Source organism: Microbacterium sp. dk485 (assembly GCF_004570445.1).
Classification (GTDB): domain Bacteria; phylum Actinomycetota; class Actinomycetes; order Actinomycetales; family Microbacteriaceae; genus Microbacterium; species Microbacterium wangchenii.
The window spans coordinates 690,022-705,725 of sequence record NZ_SPQW01000002.1; the positions used below are offsets into that span (position 1 = coordinate 690,022).

A 15,704-nucleotide genomic window follows, 5' to 3' on the forward strand; every position below is an offset into this window, starting at 1 on the left:
CTTACCAGGGCCTGGAAAAACGTACTGGCCCCCTACGGAAGGCATGACTCACCTCATGGGTTACATCAAGTCCGCCGCTCTCGAAGAGACCGGCTACGTCGTCCTCGACCGTTACAACCAGGAACTCGACCCCCAGGAGTGGCTCGACCTGGAGTACGTGGACTGGAAGTCCTCCGGAGACACCCGGTTCGCCCCCCTGGCCTCCAAGGACGGCGAGATCGAGTGCGGCGGTTTCTGGAGCGGCAAGACGCCGCGCACCGACAAGGACGGCATCTGGATCCCCTCGCAGGTCGAGAAGGCGCCTAACCTCGTCCGCCGCGCACAGGAGCCGGGCGCGAACGTCGGCCGCTGCCGCATCATCGAGCTGCAGCCGAACACCTACGCCGACTGCCTCTACAACCTGCACCAGGACGACAACAACCGCCTGAACCCGGATGGCACCGGCTGGGTCGTGCGCGGGTTCTTCAACCTCACCGACGACAAGGACAGCTTCTTCGTCCTGCGCGACAACCGCACCGACCCCAGCGTGGAGTACCGGATCGCGCTGCCGGCCGGCGCGCAGCTGATCGTCGACACGCAGCGTCTGTGGCACGCCGCGACCCACCCGGGCAAGGACCCGCGGTACTGCCTCATCACGTCGTGGACGTCCGGCCCCGAGCTCGACGCGTACATCGAGAAGTACAACGGCCGCACCCACGTGCCGAACTACGAAGTGTCGCAGGAGATCCTCGAGGCCGGCCAGGCGGAGCAGACCCGTCGCCTCGCGGCGCGTGCCGCGGCCCTCGCGGCCCGAGGTCAGGCCGACCAGACCGTCATGAGCGAGGCCTGACCCGCCTCACCGACGAAACGAGGGGCGCCCCGATGCGATCGGGGCGCCCCTCGGCGTCTCGGTGAACGAGGCCGGCGGCGGATCAGCGGGCGCCGGGCTGGCCGGCTGCGGTGGCTGCGGCGATGAGCGCCGTCACGTCGATCGGCTCGGTCGGGGGAAGGTGGACGTCGCTGGGGGTGACCTCGCGCACGCGGGAGACGGACCGGGCGCCGGTGGACACGTCGGTCATGACGTGGCCTGCCCCTCGGCGCCACCGCCGATGGCGATGTTGCGCGGCGTCGTGCCTCCGCTGAGTGGGATGGTGACCTTCAGCACGCCCTTGGTGAACTTCGCGCTGATGTCGCCCTCCTCCGCTTGCTCGGGGAGGGCGATGCTCCGGTAGAAGCTGCTGCTGCTCTCGCGGATGACGTACTTCTTGTCCTTGTCCTCCTCCTTCTCCCGTCGCTCCGCCGAGATCACCAGTGCGCCGCGGTCGACCGTGACCGTGACGTCCTTCTCGTCGAAGTTGGGGAGGTGTGCTTCCACGATCAGCGACTTGTCGCCTTCGGTGTAGATGTCCGTGGTCGGCACCTTGCCGCGCACGTCGGGGAGCAGGTCGTTCATGACGCTCCGACGGAGGGCGTCGAGCCCTGTGAACGGGTCAAATCGAACCAGATTGCGTGCCATCGTTTCGTCCTTTCGCCGAGTGCGCGCCGGACGTCGGTCCGCCGTGTGCGCTGCCGGAGCAGCACGGCCACCCTCACGCACTTGGAGAGGGCCGGGAAGTGCCATTGGTCCTGTCGACAGACCTCCGGCACGCTTGCGCCGGCGCCCCGTTGTGCGCGCCCGTGGGCGACCCTTGCGGGTGCTGTGCGGTCACCTGAGGATTGGGGGCATGGCGCACCCCCCGGAAGCCGCGACATCGCCGTACCGCATCCCCGATCCTGTCCGCACGGATGCGGCGGCCATCGCACGGGCGCTGGATGTCGATCCCGATCGCGGCCTGTCGGCGGCGGAGGCCGCCCGACGTCTCGCCGAGGTCGGTCCGAACGAACTGCGCAGCGCGGAGCGCAATCCCCTGTGGCGGCGCATCCTGACCCAGCTCGCCGATCCGCTGACGCTGCTGCTCCTGGCGGCGGTGGCCATCTCGGTGATCGCGTGGGTCCTGGAAGGCGCCCACGGAGTGCCCATCGACGCGCTCGTGATCCTCATCATCATCCTCGTCAACGTCGCCCTGAGCATCATCCAGGAGGCACGGGCCGAGGATGCGGTGGCTGCGCTCTCGGTCATGACGAGGACCCGCTCGACGGTGCTCCGCGACGCACAGAAGACCACGGTCCCCAGCGCGGAACTCGTTCCCGGTGACGTCCTGGTCTTGGCGGAGGGCGATGAGGTCGGGGCCGATGGCCGCCTTCTCAGCGCCAACACGCTGCGGATCGCGGAGGCGTCGCTCACGGGTGAGAGCGAAGCGGTGGAGAAGCGGCCCGACACCCTCCACGGGACCGAGTCCATCCCCCTCGGCGACCGCGCCGACATGGTGTACAAGGGCACTGCCGTGAACCGGGGCACGGGCAGGGCGGTGGTGACGGCGACGGGCATGTCGACGGAGATGGGCGCCATCGCGACCATGCTCGATCAGACGGTGCAGGATGCCACGCCGTTGCAGAACGAGGTCAACCACATCGGGAAGCTGCTCGGGCGCATCGTGATCGTGATCGCGATCGTCGTGATGATCACGATCGCGCTCATCCAGGGCATCGACACGGCCGCCGATTTCGTGCAGGTGCTGCTTCTGGGGGTGTCCCTCGCCGTTGCGGCGGTGCCCGAGGGTCTGCCCGCGGTCCTGTCAGTGGTCCTCGCCCTGGGTGTTCAGCGCATGGCCAAACGCAATGCCGTGGTCAAGAAGCTCTCCAGCGTCGAGACCCTCGGATCGGCGTCGGCCATCTGCACCGACAAGACCGGCACGCTCACGACCAACCAGATGACGATCCAGCGGGTGCTGACCGCATCCGGCGCCGTCGACATCGAAGGGGTGGGGTACGCGCCGGTGGGGCGCGTCACCGTTGCCGGAGGCGATCTCACCGCCGGCGACCTGCGGCACGAAGCGCAGCTCGCATTGGCTGCCGGTGCCCTCGCCAATGACGCACAACTGACCGAGGATGCCGGGACCTGGACCATCCAGGGAGACCCCACGGAGGCTGCCTTCCTCGTCGCGGCGCGCAAACTCGAGGGCGCGGGAGAGTTCGTCTCCCGTTTCGATCGGGTGGGGGAGGTGCCGTTCAGCTCGGAGCGCAAGATGATGTCCACCGCCGACCGCAACAGCGACGGCGCGGTGGTGATCTTCAGCAAGGGAGCGCCGGACGTTCTGCTGGAGCGGTGCACGCACGTCCAGGTCGGCTCATCCGTCGTGCCCCTGGATGCGGCCCGCCGCGCGCGCGCCCTCGCCGACGTCGACGCCCTGTCGCAGGCTGCCTACCGCACTCTGGGAGTCGCCTACCGCGTCGCGCCCGAACTGCAGGCAGAAGGCGATGCGGTCGAGATCGACGAAGCGCACGAGCGGGATCTGGTCTACGTCGGGGTGGTCGGCATCATCGATCCGCCGCGCCCGGAGGTGCGCCCCGCGATCGCCGAGGCCCACGCCGCCGGCATCCGCGTTCTCATGATCACCGGCGACCATCCGGTCACCGCGGCGCGGATCGCCCGCGACCTGGGCATCATCGCCGGCGGGGAGGAGGCGCTCCCCGGCGCGCGCCTGGACGGCATGGACGACGCCGGACTGCGGGAGGCGGTGCGGGCCTACTCTGTGTTCGCGCGCGTCGCGCCCGAGCACAAGCTCCGCATCGTCGACGCCCTGCAGGACGACGGTTACATCGTCGCGATGACCGGCGACGGGGTGAACGATGCGCCGGCGCTGAAATCCGCCGACATCGGGATCGCGATGGGGATCACCGGAACCGAGGTGACGAAGGAAGCGGCGAACATGGTGCTCGCCGACGACAACTTCGCGACCATCGTCGAGGCCGTGCGCGAGGGGCGGGTCATCTTCGACAACATCCGGAAGTTCCTGCGCTACCTGCTGTATTCGAACATGGGCGAGGTCCTCACCGTCTTCTTCGGCATCGTGTTCGCCGGAGCGCTGGGGCTCAGTGCCGCGAGCGAGGGCGAGCTCGTGCTGCCTCTGCTGGCGACCCAGATCCTGTGGATCAACCTCGTCACCGATTCCGGACCCGCCCTGGCCATGGGCGTCGATCCCGAGATCGACGATGTCATGGCGCGTGCCCCGCGCGGTCTCGACGACCGTGCCATCGACGGCCGCATGTGGGTCGGGATCGCGGTGACGGGCCTGGTGATCTCGATCGTGACCCTGCTGACGATGGACATCTTCCTGCCGGGCGGCCTCATCCCCGGCGGCACCGACAGCCTGGATGTGGCGCGCACGGCGGGTTTCACCACACTCGTCTTCGCCGCGCTGATCACCGCCTTCACGGCCCGGTCGGCGGAGTCCAGCGTGGTGCGCGGGCTCTTCTCGAATCCATGGCTGTGGGGTGCCGTGGCACTGGCGGTCGTCCTGCAGGTGGCCGTCGTGTCGCTCGCGCCGCTCCAGGCGGCCTTCGGCACCGAGACGCTCCCGCTCGGGCACTGGATCGTGTGCCTGGCGATGGCGTCGATCGTCCTGTGGGTGGAGGAGGCCCGGAAGCTGGTCGTGCGGGTGCGCGCGCGCCGCAGGGAACTCGCCCACGCCGCGTCCGCCCCCTGATCCGGGGCGTGTCCGCCCGCGTCGGCCTCGTGCGGAACCGGTGGGCGGTGAGCGTTGCCTCGTCAGGACCTAGTGCTCTGGCCTCGATCCGATGTCCGGCGGACAGTGAGGGCAACGGAAAGGACTTCCCCCATGGCAGACCCCAACTACTCCCTGGTCGTCGCGGCGTACGACGACGAATCGTCCGCGAAGGACGACTTCACCGAGATCAAGCAGACCGACGACCTCAATGTCGTGGCAGCCGTGGTCCTCTCGCGTGATGCCGAAGGCAAGGTGCATGTGAAGGAGCACGGCGGTCGAGTGGTCGCGTACGGAACGACGATCGGCGCCGTCGCCGGTCTGGTGATCGGGCTGTTCGCACCGCCCCTGCTGCTCACCGGCGTGATCGGGGCGGTCGTGGGAGCCGGCGTCGGTGCCGGAGCGGGCGAGCTGATCCAGCGCCACGAAGAGAAGCAGATCGGAGTGGACGCCGACGAGTGGCTGCCCGTGGGATCCTCGGCGATCGTCGCCGTCGTCGACGACCTCTATCTGGACCGCGTCGACAAGGCCGTCGAGAAGGCGAGCAAGCACATCGCCAAGGCGATCGAGAAGGGCGACTACGACGCCGTCGTGAAGGCGGTCAACAAAGGAGACGAGAAGCTCGTCGAGGCTCTGATCGCCTGAACGTCCGCCCGACCCGCCGAGGCGCGTGGAAGTCGCATCGGCGGGTCGCGCCGCGCGTGGTTGTCATTTCGCGCATCGGGGGGCGATAATGGCGGCAGCACAACCGAATACGCCGGTATCCGGTCAGGTCGTAGGGGAAGACGTACCTGACGAAGGAGAGATCATGGCGAGCACGTCTTCGCGCGGAGTGATTCTGATCCACTCGGCGCCACGCGCGTTGTGCCCCCACCTCGAGTGGGCGGTCGGTCGTTCCCTCGGCCGGGCCGTCAATTTCGAATGGGTGGACCAACCGGTGCTGGCCGGCGCCCGCAGGGCCGAGTTCTACTGGGAGGGTCCGCTGGGAACCGGCGCGGCACTGGCGACGGCCATCCGCGGCTGGGAGCACCTCCGCTTCGAGGTGACGGAAGACCCGACTCCCCGCAGCGACGGCGGACGCTGGATGCACACGCCGGGTCTGGGCATCCACTACGCCCAGACCGATGCCGCGGGCAACGTCGTGATCGGGGAGGACCGCCTGCGCTATGCCATGGAGGTCTCCGCAGGTGACGCTCACGAGCTGCACCGCGAACTGGAGGTGGCGCTGGGCGCCGCGTGGGACGAGGAGCTCGAGCCCTTCCGGCACGCCAGTGATGACGCCGCGGTGGTCTGGCTGCACAAGGTGGGATGACCCGCAGACCTCGGGCGGTGCGACGCGTGGGTACCGGAGGCCGGTGACGACACCCGGCGGCTGGGACACCGTGTCGCCCGCCCGACAGATGACGAAGACCCCGTGCCTCAGCACGGGGTCTTCGTCATGAAAGGGTCACACGGAGGCGAAGGCCACCACGGCGTTGTGCCCGCCGAATCCGAACGAGTTGCTGATGGCGAGGTGGTCGCCCGCGCCGAGCTCCATGGGCTCACCCGAGATCCGGAACGGCACGTCGGGATCCTGTTCGGTGAGGTTGATGGTGGGCGGCGCGACGCGGTCGCGCAGGGCGAGGACGGTGAAGATGGCCTCCAGTGCGCCGGTTCCTCCGAGCAGATGTCCGGTGGAGGCCTTCGTCGCCGACACCGGGATGTCGTCGACGCGGCTGCCGAACACGGCGCGCAGCGCCTGATACTCGTTGGGGTCGCCGACCGGTGTCGACGTCGCGTGGGCGTTGATGTGCGTCACGTCATCGGGGGACGCGCCGGCCATCTCCAGCGCCAGGCGCACGGCGCGCGCCGCGCCCCTGCCCTCCGGGTCGTTGGCGGTGATGTGGTGCGAGTCCGCGGTCACGCCGCCGCCCACGAGGGCGCCGTAGATCTTCGCGCCGCGCGCGCGGGCGTGCTCCTCGGTCTCGAGGATGAGTACGGCCGCCCCCTCAGCCATCACGAAGCCGTCGCGATCGATGCTGGCCGGTCGCGAGGCCGTCTCCGGGCTGTCGTTGCGCTTGGACAGCGCCTGCATCGAGGCGAAGGAGGCGAGGGTGATCGGATGGATCGCCGACTCGGTGCCTCCCGCGATCACGATGTCGGCGAGCCCGTCCCGCAGGTGCGAGAGGGCGTTCACGAGCGACTCCGTGCTCGATGCGCATGCGCTGGCCACGGTGCGCGCGTACGCACGCGCTCCGAAGTGCAGCGAGAGGTTCCCGGCGGCGGCGTTGGGCATGAGCATGGGCACCGTCATCGGCATGACCCGGCGCGGACCCTTCTCACGCAGGGTGTCCCACGCGTCGAGCAGGGTCCACACGCCGCCGATGCCGGTGGCGAAGTCGACGCCGAGCCGGTCGGGGTCGACCTCGGGGCTGCCGGCATCCTCCCACGCCTCCATCGCCGCGACCATGGCGAACTGCGAGGCCGGGTCGAGGCGCTTGGCCACGGGCCGCTGCAGGATCGTGTCGGGCCGCACCTTCGCCTCGGCGGCGAAGGTGACGGGGAGCTGGTACTCCTGGACCCAGTCGTGCTCGAGGCTGCGGGCGCCGGACTCCCCGGCCAGGAGGGCGGACCAGCTCTCCGGCGCGGTTCCGCCGATGGGGCTGGATGCGCCGATGCCGGTGACGACGATGCGAGAGGTGCTCATTGGGGTTCCTCAGGGAACCGGCGGGGGCGAACCCCCACCGGCAAGCGATTACGCCTGGTTCGTGGTGATGTAGGTGACGGCGTCGCCCACGGTCTTGAGGTTCTTGACCTCGTCGTCGGGGATGGTCACGCCGAACTTCTCCTCGGCGTTCACGACGATCGTCATCATCGAGATCGAGTCGATGTCGAGGTCATCCGTGAAGGACTTCTCCAGCGCGACCTCGTCGGCCGAGATGCCGGTCTCGTCGGTGATGAGCTCGGCGAGTCCGGCGAGGACCTCTTCGTTGGTGAATGCCATGGGTTTCTCCTGTTCTTGGGGTTCGCGAGCCCCGGAGGGCCTTGTTCAGTCTAGAGTCCGAGCCGCGGAGGCTACGGGAGCACGATCACCTGCGCGCCGTACACCAGGCCCGCGCCGAAACCGATCTGCAGCGCGAGTCCGCCGCTGACCTCGGGGTGCTCCTCCAGGAGCCGGTGCGTGGCCAGGGGGATGGATGCGGCCGAAGTGTTGCCGGTGGTGGCGATGTCGCGGCCGATCACAACGGTGTCGGGCAGCCCCAGCTGCTTGGCGAACTCGTCGATGATGCGCATGTTGGCCTGGTGCGGCACGAAGGCCGCCAGGTCGGATGCTTCCACGCCGGCGGCTTCCAGAGCCTGCCGCGCGACCTTCACCATCTCCCACACCGCCCAGCGGAAGACCGTCGGGCCCTCCTGGCGCAGTGTCGGCCACGGCGCGCGGCCCTCGCGGAAGTCCACGAGGGTGTGGTTCATCCCGACCGCGTCGGACTTGGATCCGTCGGAGCCCCACACGGTCGGACCGATGCCCGGGGTGTCGCTCGGGCCGATCACGACGGCGCCGGCTCCGTCGCCCAGGAGGAAGGAGATGCTGCGGTCGGTGGGGTCGACGATGTCGCTGAGCTTCTCGGCGCCCACGACCACGGCGTGGCGCACGACGCCTGCCCGCACGAGCGCGTCGGCCTGCGCGACGCCGTAGGCGAAGCCCGCGCACGCGGCGTTGACGTCGTAGGCGGCGGCCGGATTGGCGCCGATGCGGTCGGCGACGATGGCCGAGACGGAGGGGGTCTGCTTCGGGTTCGTCACGGTGGCCACGATGACGGCGCCGATGTCGGATGCGGGGACGCCCGAGCGCTCCACGGCCTCGGCGGCAGCGGCGGTGGCCAGTTCGATCGCGGTCGTATCGGCGGCGGCCCGCACGCGCGTGATGATGCCGGTGCGCTGGCGGATCCACTCGTCGCTGGAATCGATGGGTCCCACGAGGTCGTCGTTGGGGACGACGTTCTCACCGCGCGCGGCGCCGTAGGCGTAGATACGCGTGTGGGCCGGGCCCTGCGCTTGCCGGAGGACGGCGGTCATGCGGTGTGTCCCTTCAGGAGCGCGACGGCGGCGGGGATGTCGTCAGGTGTCTTGACGGCGACGGTAGGGGTGCCGCGCAGGCCCCGCTTGACCAGCCCCGTCAGCGTACCGGCGGGGGCGAGTTCGATGACGCCGGTGACGCCGTGCGCACCGAACGACTCCATGCACAGATCCCAGCGCACGGGCGAGGCGACCTGCGACACCAGGAGGTCGAGGGCCGCGCGGCCGTCGGCGATGATCGATCCGTCGGCGTTGGTCCAGAGCGTGAGGGCGGGAGCCGGCGCGGTGAGCCCGGCAGCCGCCGTGCGCAGCACCTCCACCGCCGGCTGCATGTACCGCGTGTGGAACGCGCCGGCGACCTGGAGCGGGATCACGCGGCTGCCGGTGACGGGGGCGTCGGCGAGTTCGGCCAGTGCGGGCAGGCTCCCTGCCGCGACGATCTGGCCGCCGCCGTTGTGGTTGGCCGCGGTGAGACCGAGGTTCTCCAGGTGCGCGAGGACGGCGGCGTGGTCGCCGCCGATCACGGCGCTCATGCCGGTCTGCTCCATGGCAGCGGCATCCGCCATCGCCCGTCCGCGTAGACCGACCAGCCGCATCCCTTCGCGCTCCGAGAGCACGCCGGCGGCAACGAGCGCGGCGATCTCGCCGACGGAGTGCCCCGCGACCCCGGCTGACGAGGTCCCGGCCTCATCGACCAGCGCCGCCCACGACAGCAGGCTCGCCGCGACGATGAGCGGCTGGGCGACCTTCGTATCGCGGATACGGTCGGCGTCCCATTCCGTGCCCGCGGCGATGAGATCGACTTCGGCGGCCTCCGACGCGCGCTCGAGCCGCTCCCGCGCACCGTCGAGGGCGAGCCACGGAGAGAGGAATCCGGGGGTCTGCGAGCCCTGTCCGGGGAAGACGGCGATGATCACCGTTCCATCCTGTCAAGGAAGAGCGGCACGCTTTCGGAGATCATCGGACAAGTATCGGCGAGACCTTTGTGGGCACTCCACATCATTGCGGTGTCCTTCGGAGGGTGGTGGGGCGGCGGCGCGTCGCATCCGTTCCGATCGCGCCGAGGATCAGGGCCGTCTGGAGGATGAGTGCTTCGCGCGGGCCGGTCGCATCCCAGCCGATGACCACGGACACGCGCTTGAGGCGGTAGCGCACCGTGTTGGGATGAACGAACAGCTCTCGCGCGGTCGCCTCGAGGGAACGGCCGTTGTCGAGGTAGCTCCACAAGGTGGAGACGAGATCGGTGCTGTGGGTGTGCAGCGGGCGGTAGATACGCTCGACGAGCGTCTGCTTGGCGAGGGGGTCGCCGGCCAGGGCCCGCTCGGGCAGCAGGTCGTCCGCCTCGACGGGACGGGGGGCGCCGCGCCAGGCGCGCGCCACGGCGAACCCCGCGAGGGCGGCGCGGGCGCTCTGCCCGGCATCGACCAGCGCAGGGACGGTGGGGCCGAGAACGAGATGCCCTGTGCCGAACCCCGGTTCCAGGCGGCGGGCGATCTCGGCGAACGGGAGCTCGGCGCTGGTCTCCTCGTTGCGTGCCAGCTGCGCCCGCCCCACGACGAGGACCAGCCGCGTGCCCTGCACGCCGATCAGCACGTCCACGCCCAGCTTGCGAGCGGTGCGCCGGAGCTGATCGACGTCGAGCTGCGGGGGAGTGGTGCCCACGAGCACCGCGACCTCCCCGTGACCGTGCCACCCGAGCGCCGCGATGCGGCTGGGCAGCTCCTCGTCCGCTTCGCCGGTGAGGATCGAATCGACCACGAGAGCTTCGAGGCGTGCGTCCCACAGCCCGCGCGCCTCTGCCGCGCGGGCATAGACGTCTGCGGCGGCGAAGGCCACTTCGCGCGAGTACAGCAGGATCGCGTCGCGCACGTCCTCGCTGCGGCCGGTGACGCGCTCCTCCGTCACCTCCACGGTCGCCCGGATGAGCTGCAGCGTCTGCTGCAGGCTCACGCTGCGCAGCAGTTCACGCGGCGCGGCGGCGAAGATGTCGGCGGCGATCCACGGGGTGGAGGTGGGGTCGTCGTACCACTGGATGAAGGACGTGATGCCCGCCTGCGCCACCAGGCCCACCGCTGAGCGGCGGGCCGGTGGCATCTCGGCGTACCAGGGCAGGGAGTCGTCGAGGCGCTTGATGGTCGCCGTCGCCAGATCCCCCGAGATCCGGCGCAGCCACGCCAGCGTCTCGGCCTTCTCGGCGGGCTCGGCCTTACCCGCGGTCATCCGTGGGTCAGCTCTCGCCGCCGGCGTTCCCGCTCGTGCCGGCCGTCACGTCGTGCAGGCGGTACTTCTCGATCGCCTGCACCGACAGCTGCGGATCCACGGCGCCTTCGGCAGCGAGTGCCTGGAGCGTCCGCACCACGATCGACGGCCCGTCGATCTTGAAGAAGCGGCGCGCGGCCGGGCGGGTGTCGGAGAAGCCGAAGCCGTCGGCACCGAGTGTGAAGTAGTTGTGCTGCACCCAGGGGCGGATCTGCTCCTGGACGGCGTGCTCGAAGTCGCTGACGGCGACGACGGGGCCGGGGGCCCCGGCGAGCTTCTCGGTGACGTACGCCGTCTGCGGCGCTTCCTCGGGGTGGAGGAAGTTGTGCGAATCGACGGAGAGGCCGTCGCGGCGCAGCTCGTTCCAGGAGGTCACCGACCACACGTCGGCAGCGACTCCCCAGTCGTCCTTCAGTAGCTGCTGGGCCTCCAGGGCCCACGGCACGCCCACGCCGGAGGCGAGGACCTGCGCGCGGGGGCCGTCGCCCGAACCCGAGGAGATGCGGTGCAGGCCCCGGACGATCCCGTCCACGTCCACGTCCTCCGGCTCGGCGGGCTGCACGATCGGCTCGTTGTACACCGTGAGGTAGTACATGACGTTGGGGTCGGGGTGGTTGCCGCCGTACATCCGCTCGATGCCGGAGCGGACGATGTGCGCGATCTCGTACCCGTACGCGGGGTCGTAGGTGATCACGGCCGGGTTGGTCGACGCCAGCAGCGGCGAGTGACCATCGGCGTGCTGCAGGCCTTCGCCGGTGAGGGTGGTGCGCCCGGCGGTGGCGCCGATGAGGAAGCCTCGCGCCATCTGGTCGCCCGCCGCCCACAGGGCGTCGCCGGTGCGCTGGAACCCGAACATCGAGTAGAAGACGTACACCGGGATGAGCGGCTCGCCGTGCGTGGAGTACGACGTCCCCGTGCCGGTGAACGCCGCGAGGGCGCCGGCCTCGTTGATGCCGACGTGCACGATCTGACCCTGCGGGCTCTCCTTGTAGGCCAGGAGCAGTTCGCGGTCGACCGAGGTGTAGTGCTGACCGTTCGGGTTGTAGATCTTCGCGGTCGGGAAGTAAGCGTCCATCCCGAAGGTGCGGGCCTCGTCGGGGATGATCGGCACGATGCGGTGGCCGAAGTCCTTGGCGCGCAGCAGATCCTTCAGCAGGCGCACGAACGCCATGGTCGTGGCGACCTCCTGCGTGCCCGAGCCCTTCTTGGGCAGGGCGTAGGCGTCGTCACCGGGCAGCGACAGGCCCACATGGTGCGTGCGACGCTCGGGCAGGAACCCACCGAGGGCGCGGCGGCGCTCGAGCAGGTACTGGATCGTCTCGTCCTGGGCGCCGGGGTTGTAGTACGGCGGCAGGTAGGGGTTCTCTTCGAGCTGGGCGTCGCTGATCGGAATGTGCATCGCGTCGCGGAAGAGCTTGAGGTCGTCGAGGGTCATCTTCTTCATCTGGTGGGTCGCGTTGCGGCCCTCGAAGTGCGGACCCAGGCCGTAGCCCTTGATGGTCTTGGCAATGATGACGGTCGGCTGGCCCTTGTGCTCGACGGCAGCCTTGAACGCGGCGTACACCTTGCGGTAGTCGTGACCGCCGCGCTTGAGGTTCCAGATCTGCTCGTCGGAATAGTCCTTCACGAGCGCGGCGGCGCGCTCGTCGCGCCCGAAGAAGTGCTCGCGCACGTAGGCGCCGCTCTCGGCCTTGTAGGTCTGGTAGTCACCGTCAGGGGTGGCGTTCATGAGGTTCAGCAGCGCGCCATCCGTGTCGCGCTTGAGGAGGTCGTCCCACTCTCGCCCCCACACCACCTTGATGACGTTCCATCCGGCGCCGCGGAAGAAGCTCTCCAACTCCTGGATGATCTTGCCGTTTCCGCGGACGGGGCCGTCCAGGCGCTGCAGGTTCGCGTTGATGACGAAGGTGAGGTTGTCCAGGCCCTCGTTGGCGGCGACCTGCAGCTGTCCGCGGCTTTCGACCTCGTCCATCTCGCCGTCGCCGAGGAAGGCCCACACGTGCGAGTCGCCGGCGTCCTTGATACCGCGGTTGGTGAGGTACTTGTTGGTCATCGCCTGGTAGATGGCGTTGATCGGTCCCAGGCCCATCGAGACGGTGGGGAACTGCCAGAACTCCGGCATGAGACGGGGGTGCGGGTAGGAGGGGATGCCGTTGGGCGCGGCCGACTTCTCCTGACGGAAGCCGTCGAGCTGCGCCTCGGTCAGGCGTCCCTCGAGGAACGCGCGGGCGTAGGTGCCGGGGGAGGCGTGGCCCTGGATGAAGATCTGGTCGCCACCGGAGGGGTGGTCATGACCGCGGAAGAAGTGGTTGAAGCCGACCTCGTAGAGCGCCGCCGACGAGGCGTACGTGGAGATGTGCCCGCCCACGCCGATGCCGGGCCGCTGCGCACGGTGCACGGTGATCGCGGCGTTCCACCGGATCCACGCGCGGTAGCGGCGCTCGATCTCCTCGTCGCCGGGGAACTCCGGCTCGTTCTCGGGGGCGATCGTGTTGATGTAGTCGGTGGTGGGGACCATGGGGACGCCCAGGTGCAGGTCCTTGGACGCCTTCAGGAGGCTCAGCATGATCTCCCGGCCGCGTCCGTGGCCCTTGGCCTGCACGAGCTGCTGGAGGGATTCCTGCCATTCAGCGGTCTCGTCGGGATCGCTGTCGAGCGGTCCCTGTGAGTACGGATCCTGATCGTGAACAGTCACGGAAGACCTTTCTTCGGCTGGCAGATCGTGCCAGGCAATCGCCAAGGGTGCGCACGAAGCGTTGTCCGCTCTGTACAACGCGCACCTCGACCAGCCTACCGAGTCCGGCGGTAACCGGACCGCCGGATGGGACCCCGGCGAGCGCGCGCGGGCGGCCGCATCGCGCGGGCCGAACAGAATCATTTCCATTTCGGCAACTATCTGTTACCGTTTCCGCTATGGAAACTATCGATCCGACGCCCGGTCCCGGCGAGGCCGCCGCTGCCCTCGACGCCGTCGCCGAGGCGCAGACCGCGGTTCGAGACCGTCCCTGGCCGATGTGGCTGTATCCGATCAACGCCGTGCTCCTGGGTGGGGTGGCGCTGGCGGGACTCGTGGATTCCTCCGCGATCGGCGCCCTTCTGATCGGCGTGCTCGCTTTCTGTCTGGTTGCCGTCAACTACGGGGCCGGGCGACAGGTGGGAACGCCGTTCGCGATTCCCACCAGCCGCGGATTCCGCGTGCTCGTCACCGCTGCCGCGGCGTTCGTGGTCGGTGCACTGTTGGCCCGTTTGGCGGATCTGGACTGGGTCATCATCGCGTGCGCCGTGGGGGCCGCCTCCAGCTACGCCGTCGGCGCAGTCCTGCACTTCCGGAGCACGCGCGGATGAGCGGACAGCTCGATGCGGTGATCCATCCGATGCACCGCCTGAAGGTCTGCGCCATGCTCGAGAGCGCGGGGAGCGTCGAAATGTCCGTCATCAGAGACGCTGTGGGGTTGAGCCCATCCGCCCTGAGTAAGCAGGTCGGCGCCCTGGTGGATGCCGGATATGTCCGGCAGGAGCGATCGCGCGGCGACTCGCGGCGCATCTGGCTGACGCTGACCGATGAAGGCAGGAACGCCTACCGCTGCCACGTGACGGCCCTGCGCGAGATCGTCGCCACACAGGCCACCTCCGCGGAAGCGGGTTCTCCTCAGCAGCCCTGATCGCCCGACCAGAAGGCGAGCCTCGCCGGGAGGACGGTCACCTGTCACGGTGTCCTGCTCCAGTGCGCCCTCCAGCCGTGGCGAAGTGCGCCCACGCGCCGGCGTGATGGTGGGCCCTGCCGGGATCGAACCGACGACATCCACGGTGTAAACGTGGCGCTCTACCAGCTGAGCTAAAGGCCCTCGCCGACCAGTCTAGGGCGGCGCCGGTGCCCGTCCGGGCTCACGGACCGCGAGCCACCGACTTCGCCGCGGGCTCGGCGGGTCCCACTCCGTGTCGGTCAGAACTCAGGAGAATCCGGCGGTTTGGGGGGTTGTGGGGGCGGAATGCGGCGGAATCTCCTGAATTCTGCGCGAGCGGGGAGGGGCGGCCGGGGAGCGGTGCCGGCGTCGCGCCGGCCGACCATCCGGCCGGAAGCGCGCTCAGCCGCGAGCGGCGGCGAGGGCTGCGGCGAAGTCTGCCGCTCTGCGGGTGATGTCGTCCCAGTCCTCCGCGGCGATCGATGCGGAGTTGGCCAGGTCGCCTCCGGCGCCGACGGCGACGGAGCCGGCCGCGAACCAATCGGCGAGGTTACCCGGCTTGACGCCGCCGGTGGGCATCAGCGGAGCGTCGGGGAACGGTCCGCGCAGAGCGCCGAGGTACGACGGCCCCCCGAGGGAGGCCGGGAAGATCTTCACCACGTCGACACCGAGCGCGAGCGCGGCCATGACCTCGGTCGGGGTCATCGCGCCGGTCATGACCACCGCGCCGGTGTCGCGCATCGCGCGGGTGAGGTCGGGGAGGGTTCCGGGGCTCACGAGGAACTCCGCGCCGGCGGCGACGGCGTCCTGCGCTTGCACCGTGGTGGTCACGGTACCGGCGCCGACATATGCGGCGTCGCCGTGTCGTGAGACCAGCTCACGGATCACGGCGGGCGCATCCGGAGTCGAGTAGGTGACCTCGATGCCGGTCACACCTCCGCGGATGATCGCCTCCGCCGTCTCCAGGGCGAGTTCCGGAGAGGGGGCGCGCAGCACGGCGAGGACCCCGGTGGTGCGGGCGCGGGCGAGACGGTCGGTCATGAGGCTCCTTGAGAGATTGTGCCCATTCTTCCGGATCTCGACTTGTAATGACAACTGAGCGGGCACCGTTGTCCGCCGTCAT

15 protein-coding genes and 1 tRNA gene are annotated in these 15,704 nt (G+C 69.5%); 6 read left to right on the forward strand and 10 right to left on the reverse strand.

Annotated elements, in window-relative coordinates:
• The first annotated feature begins 55 nt into the window (after positions 1-55).
• Positions 56-829, forward strand: a complete 774-nt coding sequence (locus E4V99_RS14115) for a hypothetical protein (RefSeq protein ID WP_135066675.1) — start codon at positions 56-58, stop codon at positions 827-829.
• Positions 830-911: 82 nt separating this feature from the next.
• Here the strand turns inward: E4V99_RS14115 and E4V99_RS18510 are convergent, their stop codons facing one another.
• Positions 912-1,058, reverse strand: a complete 147-nt coding sequence (locus tag E4V99_RS18510) for a hypothetical protein (protein WP_167758134.1) — start codon at positions 1,056-1,058, stop codon at positions 912-914.
• Positions 1,055-1,495 (reverse strand): Hsp20/alpha crystallin family protein, encoded by a 441-nt coding sequence (locus E4V99_RS14120; RefSeq protein ID WP_167758135.1) that lies wholly within the window; start codon positions 1,493-1,495, stop codon positions 1,055-1,057. The genes E4V99_RS18510 and E4V99_RS14120 overlap by 4 nt, the downstream gene beginning before the upstream one ends.
• 208 nt (positions 1,496-1,703) lie before the next feature.
• On the opposite strand from E4V99_RS14120, the gene E4V99_RS14125 reads away from it, so the two are divergent.
• The 3 genes from E4V99_RS14125 to E4V99_RS14135 all read left to right on the forward strand — a co-directional run bounded on the left by E4V99_RS14125 (position 1,704) and on the right by E4V99_RS14135 (position 5,895).
• Complete coding sequence (locus E4V99_RS14125) at positions 1,704-4,565, forward strand: cation-translocating P-type ATPase (protein ID WP_135117639.1); 2,862 nt, start codon at positions 1,704-1,706, stop codon at positions 4,563-4,565.
• A gap of 132 nt (positions 4,566-4,697) precedes the next feature.
• Positions 4,698-5,228, forward strand: coding sequence for a DUF1269 domain-containing protein (locus E4V99_RS14130; protein ID WP_135117640.1), 531 nt, complete (start codon positions 4,698-4,700; stop codon positions 5,226-5,228).
• Between the two features lie 163 nt (positions 5,229-5,391).
• Positions 5,392-5,895, forward strand: a complete 504-nt coding sequence (locus tag E4V99_RS14135) for a DUF3145 domain-containing protein (protein WP_135117641.1) — start codon at positions 5,392-5,394, stop codon at positions 5,893-5,895.
• A gap of 135 nt (positions 5,896-6,030) precedes the next feature.
• Here the strand turns inward: E4V99_RS14135 and E4V99_RS14140 are convergent, their stop codons facing one another.
• The 6 genes from E4V99_RS14140 to aceE all read right to left on the reverse strand — a co-directional run bounded on the left by E4V99_RS14140 (position 6,031) and on the right by aceE (position 13,593).
• Complete coding sequence (locus tag E4V99_RS14140) at positions 6,031-7,269, reverse strand: beta-ketoacyl-[acyl-carrier-protein] synthase family protein (protein WP_135066660.1); 1,239 nt, start codon at positions 7,267-7,269, stop codon at positions 6,031-6,033.
• Between the two features lie 48 nt (positions 7,270-7,317).
• Positions 7,318-7,566 carry an acyl carrier protein gene (locus E4V99_RS14145; RefSeq protein ID WP_135066657.1) on the reverse strand — a complete coding sequence of 83 codons (249 nt, stop codon included), beginning with the start codon at positions 7,564-7,566 and terminating at the stop codon, positions 7,318-7,320.
• 71 nt (positions 7,567-7,637) lie between these two features.
• Positions 7,638-8,639, reverse strand: coding sequence for a beta-ketoacyl-ACP synthase III (locus E4V99_RS14150; RefSeq protein WP_135066654.1), 1,002 nt, complete (start codon positions 8,637-8,639; stop codon positions 7,638-7,640).
• Positions 8,636-9,556 carry an ACP S-malonyltransferase gene (locus E4V99_RS14155; RefSeq protein WP_135117642.1) on the reverse strand — a complete coding sequence of 307 codons (921 nt, stop codon included), beginning with the start codon at positions 9,554-9,556 and terminating at the stop codon, positions 8,636-8,638. Before E4V99_RS14155 ends, E4V99_RS14150 begins: the two co-directional genes overlap by 4 nt.
• 82 nt (positions 9,557-9,638) lie before the next feature.
• Entirely contained in the window at positions 9,639-10,859 is a 1,221-nt protein-coding gene (locus tag E4V99_RS14160) for a helix-turn-helix domain-containing protein (RefSeq protein ID WP_135117643.1), read from the reverse strand.
• A 7-nt stretch (positions 10,860-10,866) separates the two neighbouring features.
• A complete protein-coding gene (aceE, locus tag E4V99_RS14165; protein WP_135066645.1) occupies positions 10,867-13,593 on the reverse strand; it encodes a pyruvate dehydrogenase (acetyl-transferring), homodimeric type in 2,727 nt (908 codons plus the stop codon).
• A gap of 218 nt (positions 13,594-13,811) precedes the next feature.
• Between aceE and E4V99_RS14170 the strand changes: the two genes are divergently transcribed.
• Together E4V99_RS14170 and E4V99_RS14175 are read left to right on the forward strand one after the other, a co-directional pair.
• Positions 13,812-14,243, forward strand: coding sequence for a hypothetical protein (locus tag E4V99_RS14170; RefSeq protein ID WP_135117644.1), 432 nt, complete (start codon positions 13,812-13,814; stop codon positions 14,241-14,243).
• Positions 14,240-14,560: a transcriptional regulator gene (locus E4V99_RS14175; protein WP_135117645.1), complete on the forward strand. Its 321-nt coding sequence runs from the start codon at positions 14,240-14,242 to the stop codon at positions 14,558-14,560. The genes E4V99_RS14170 and E4V99_RS14175 overlap by 4 nt, the downstream gene beginning before the upstream one ends.
• 107 nt (positions 14,561-14,667) lie before the next feature.
• Here E4V99_RS14175 and E4V99_RS14180 read toward each other — a convergent pair.
• Positions 14,668-14,743 (reverse strand) — tRNA-Val (locus E4V99_RS14180).
• Positions 14,744-14,983: 240 nt separating this feature from the next.
• On the reverse strand, positions 14,984-15,622 hold the full coding sequence (locus E4V99_RS14185) for a bifunctional 4-hydroxy-2-oxoglutarate aldolase/2-dehydro-3-deoxy-phosphogluconate aldolase (RefSeq protein WP_135117646.1): 639 nt from the start codon (positions 15,620-15,622) through the stop codon (positions 14,984-14,986).
• Positions 15,623-15,704: the final 82 nt, after the last annotated feature.

Excerpts from the sequence above, each read along its gene's own strand:
- E4V99_RS14115 (WP_135066675.1), top strand. The coding sequence starts at position 56 with ATGGGTTACATCAAGTCCGCCGCTCTCGAAGAGACCGGCTACGTCGTC.
- E4V99_RS18510 (WP_167758134.1), bottom strand. The coding sequence starts at position 1,058 with ATGACCGACGTGTCCACCGGCGCCCGGTCCGTCTCCCGCGTGCGCGAG.
- E4V99_RS14120 (WP_167758135.1), bottom strand. The coding sequence starts at position 1,495 with ATGGCACGCAATCTGGTTCGATTTGACCCGTTCACAGGGCTCGACGCC.
- E4V99_RS14125 (WP_135117639.1), top strand. The coding sequence starts at position 1,704 with ATGGCGCACCCCCCGGAAGCCGCGACATCGCCGTACCGCATCCCCGAT.
- E4V99_RS14130 (WP_135117640.1), top strand. The coding sequence starts at position 4,698 with ATGGCAGACCCCAACTACTCCCTGGTCGTCGCGGCGTACGACGACGAA.
- E4V99_RS14135 (WP_135117641.1), top strand. The coding sequence starts at position 5,392 with ATGGCGAGCACGTCTTCGCGCGGAGTGATTCTGATCCACTCGGCGCCA.
- E4V99_RS14140 (WP_135066660.1), bottom strand. The coding sequence starts at position 7,269 with ATGAGCACCTCTCGCATCGTCGTCACCGGCATCGGCGCATCCAGCCCC.
- E4V99_RS14145 (WP_135066657.1), bottom strand. The coding sequence starts at position 7,566 with ATGGCATTCACCAACGAAGAGGTCCTCGCCGGACTCGCCGAGCTCATC.
- E4V99_RS14150 (WP_135066654.1), bottom strand. The coding sequence starts at position 8,639 with ATGACCGCCGTCCTCCGGCAAGCGCAGGGCCCGGCCCACACGCGTATC.
- E4V99_RS14160 (WP_135117643.1), bottom strand. The coding sequence starts at position 10,859 with ATGACCGCGGGTAAGGCCGAGCCCGCCGAGAAGGCCGAGACGCTGGCG.
- E4V99_RS14170 (WP_135117644.1), top strand. The coding sequence starts at position 13,812 with ATGGAAACTATCGATCCGACGCCCGGTCCCGGCGAGGCCGCCGCTGCC.
- E4V99_RS14175 (WP_135117645.1), top strand. The coding sequence starts at position 14,240 with ATGAGCGGACAGCTCGATGCGGTGATCCATCCGATGCACCGCCTGAAG.
- E4V99_RS14185 (WP_135117646.1), bottom strand. The coding sequence starts at position 15,622 with ATGACCGACCGTCTCGCCCGCGCCCGCACCACCGGGGTCCTCGCCGTG.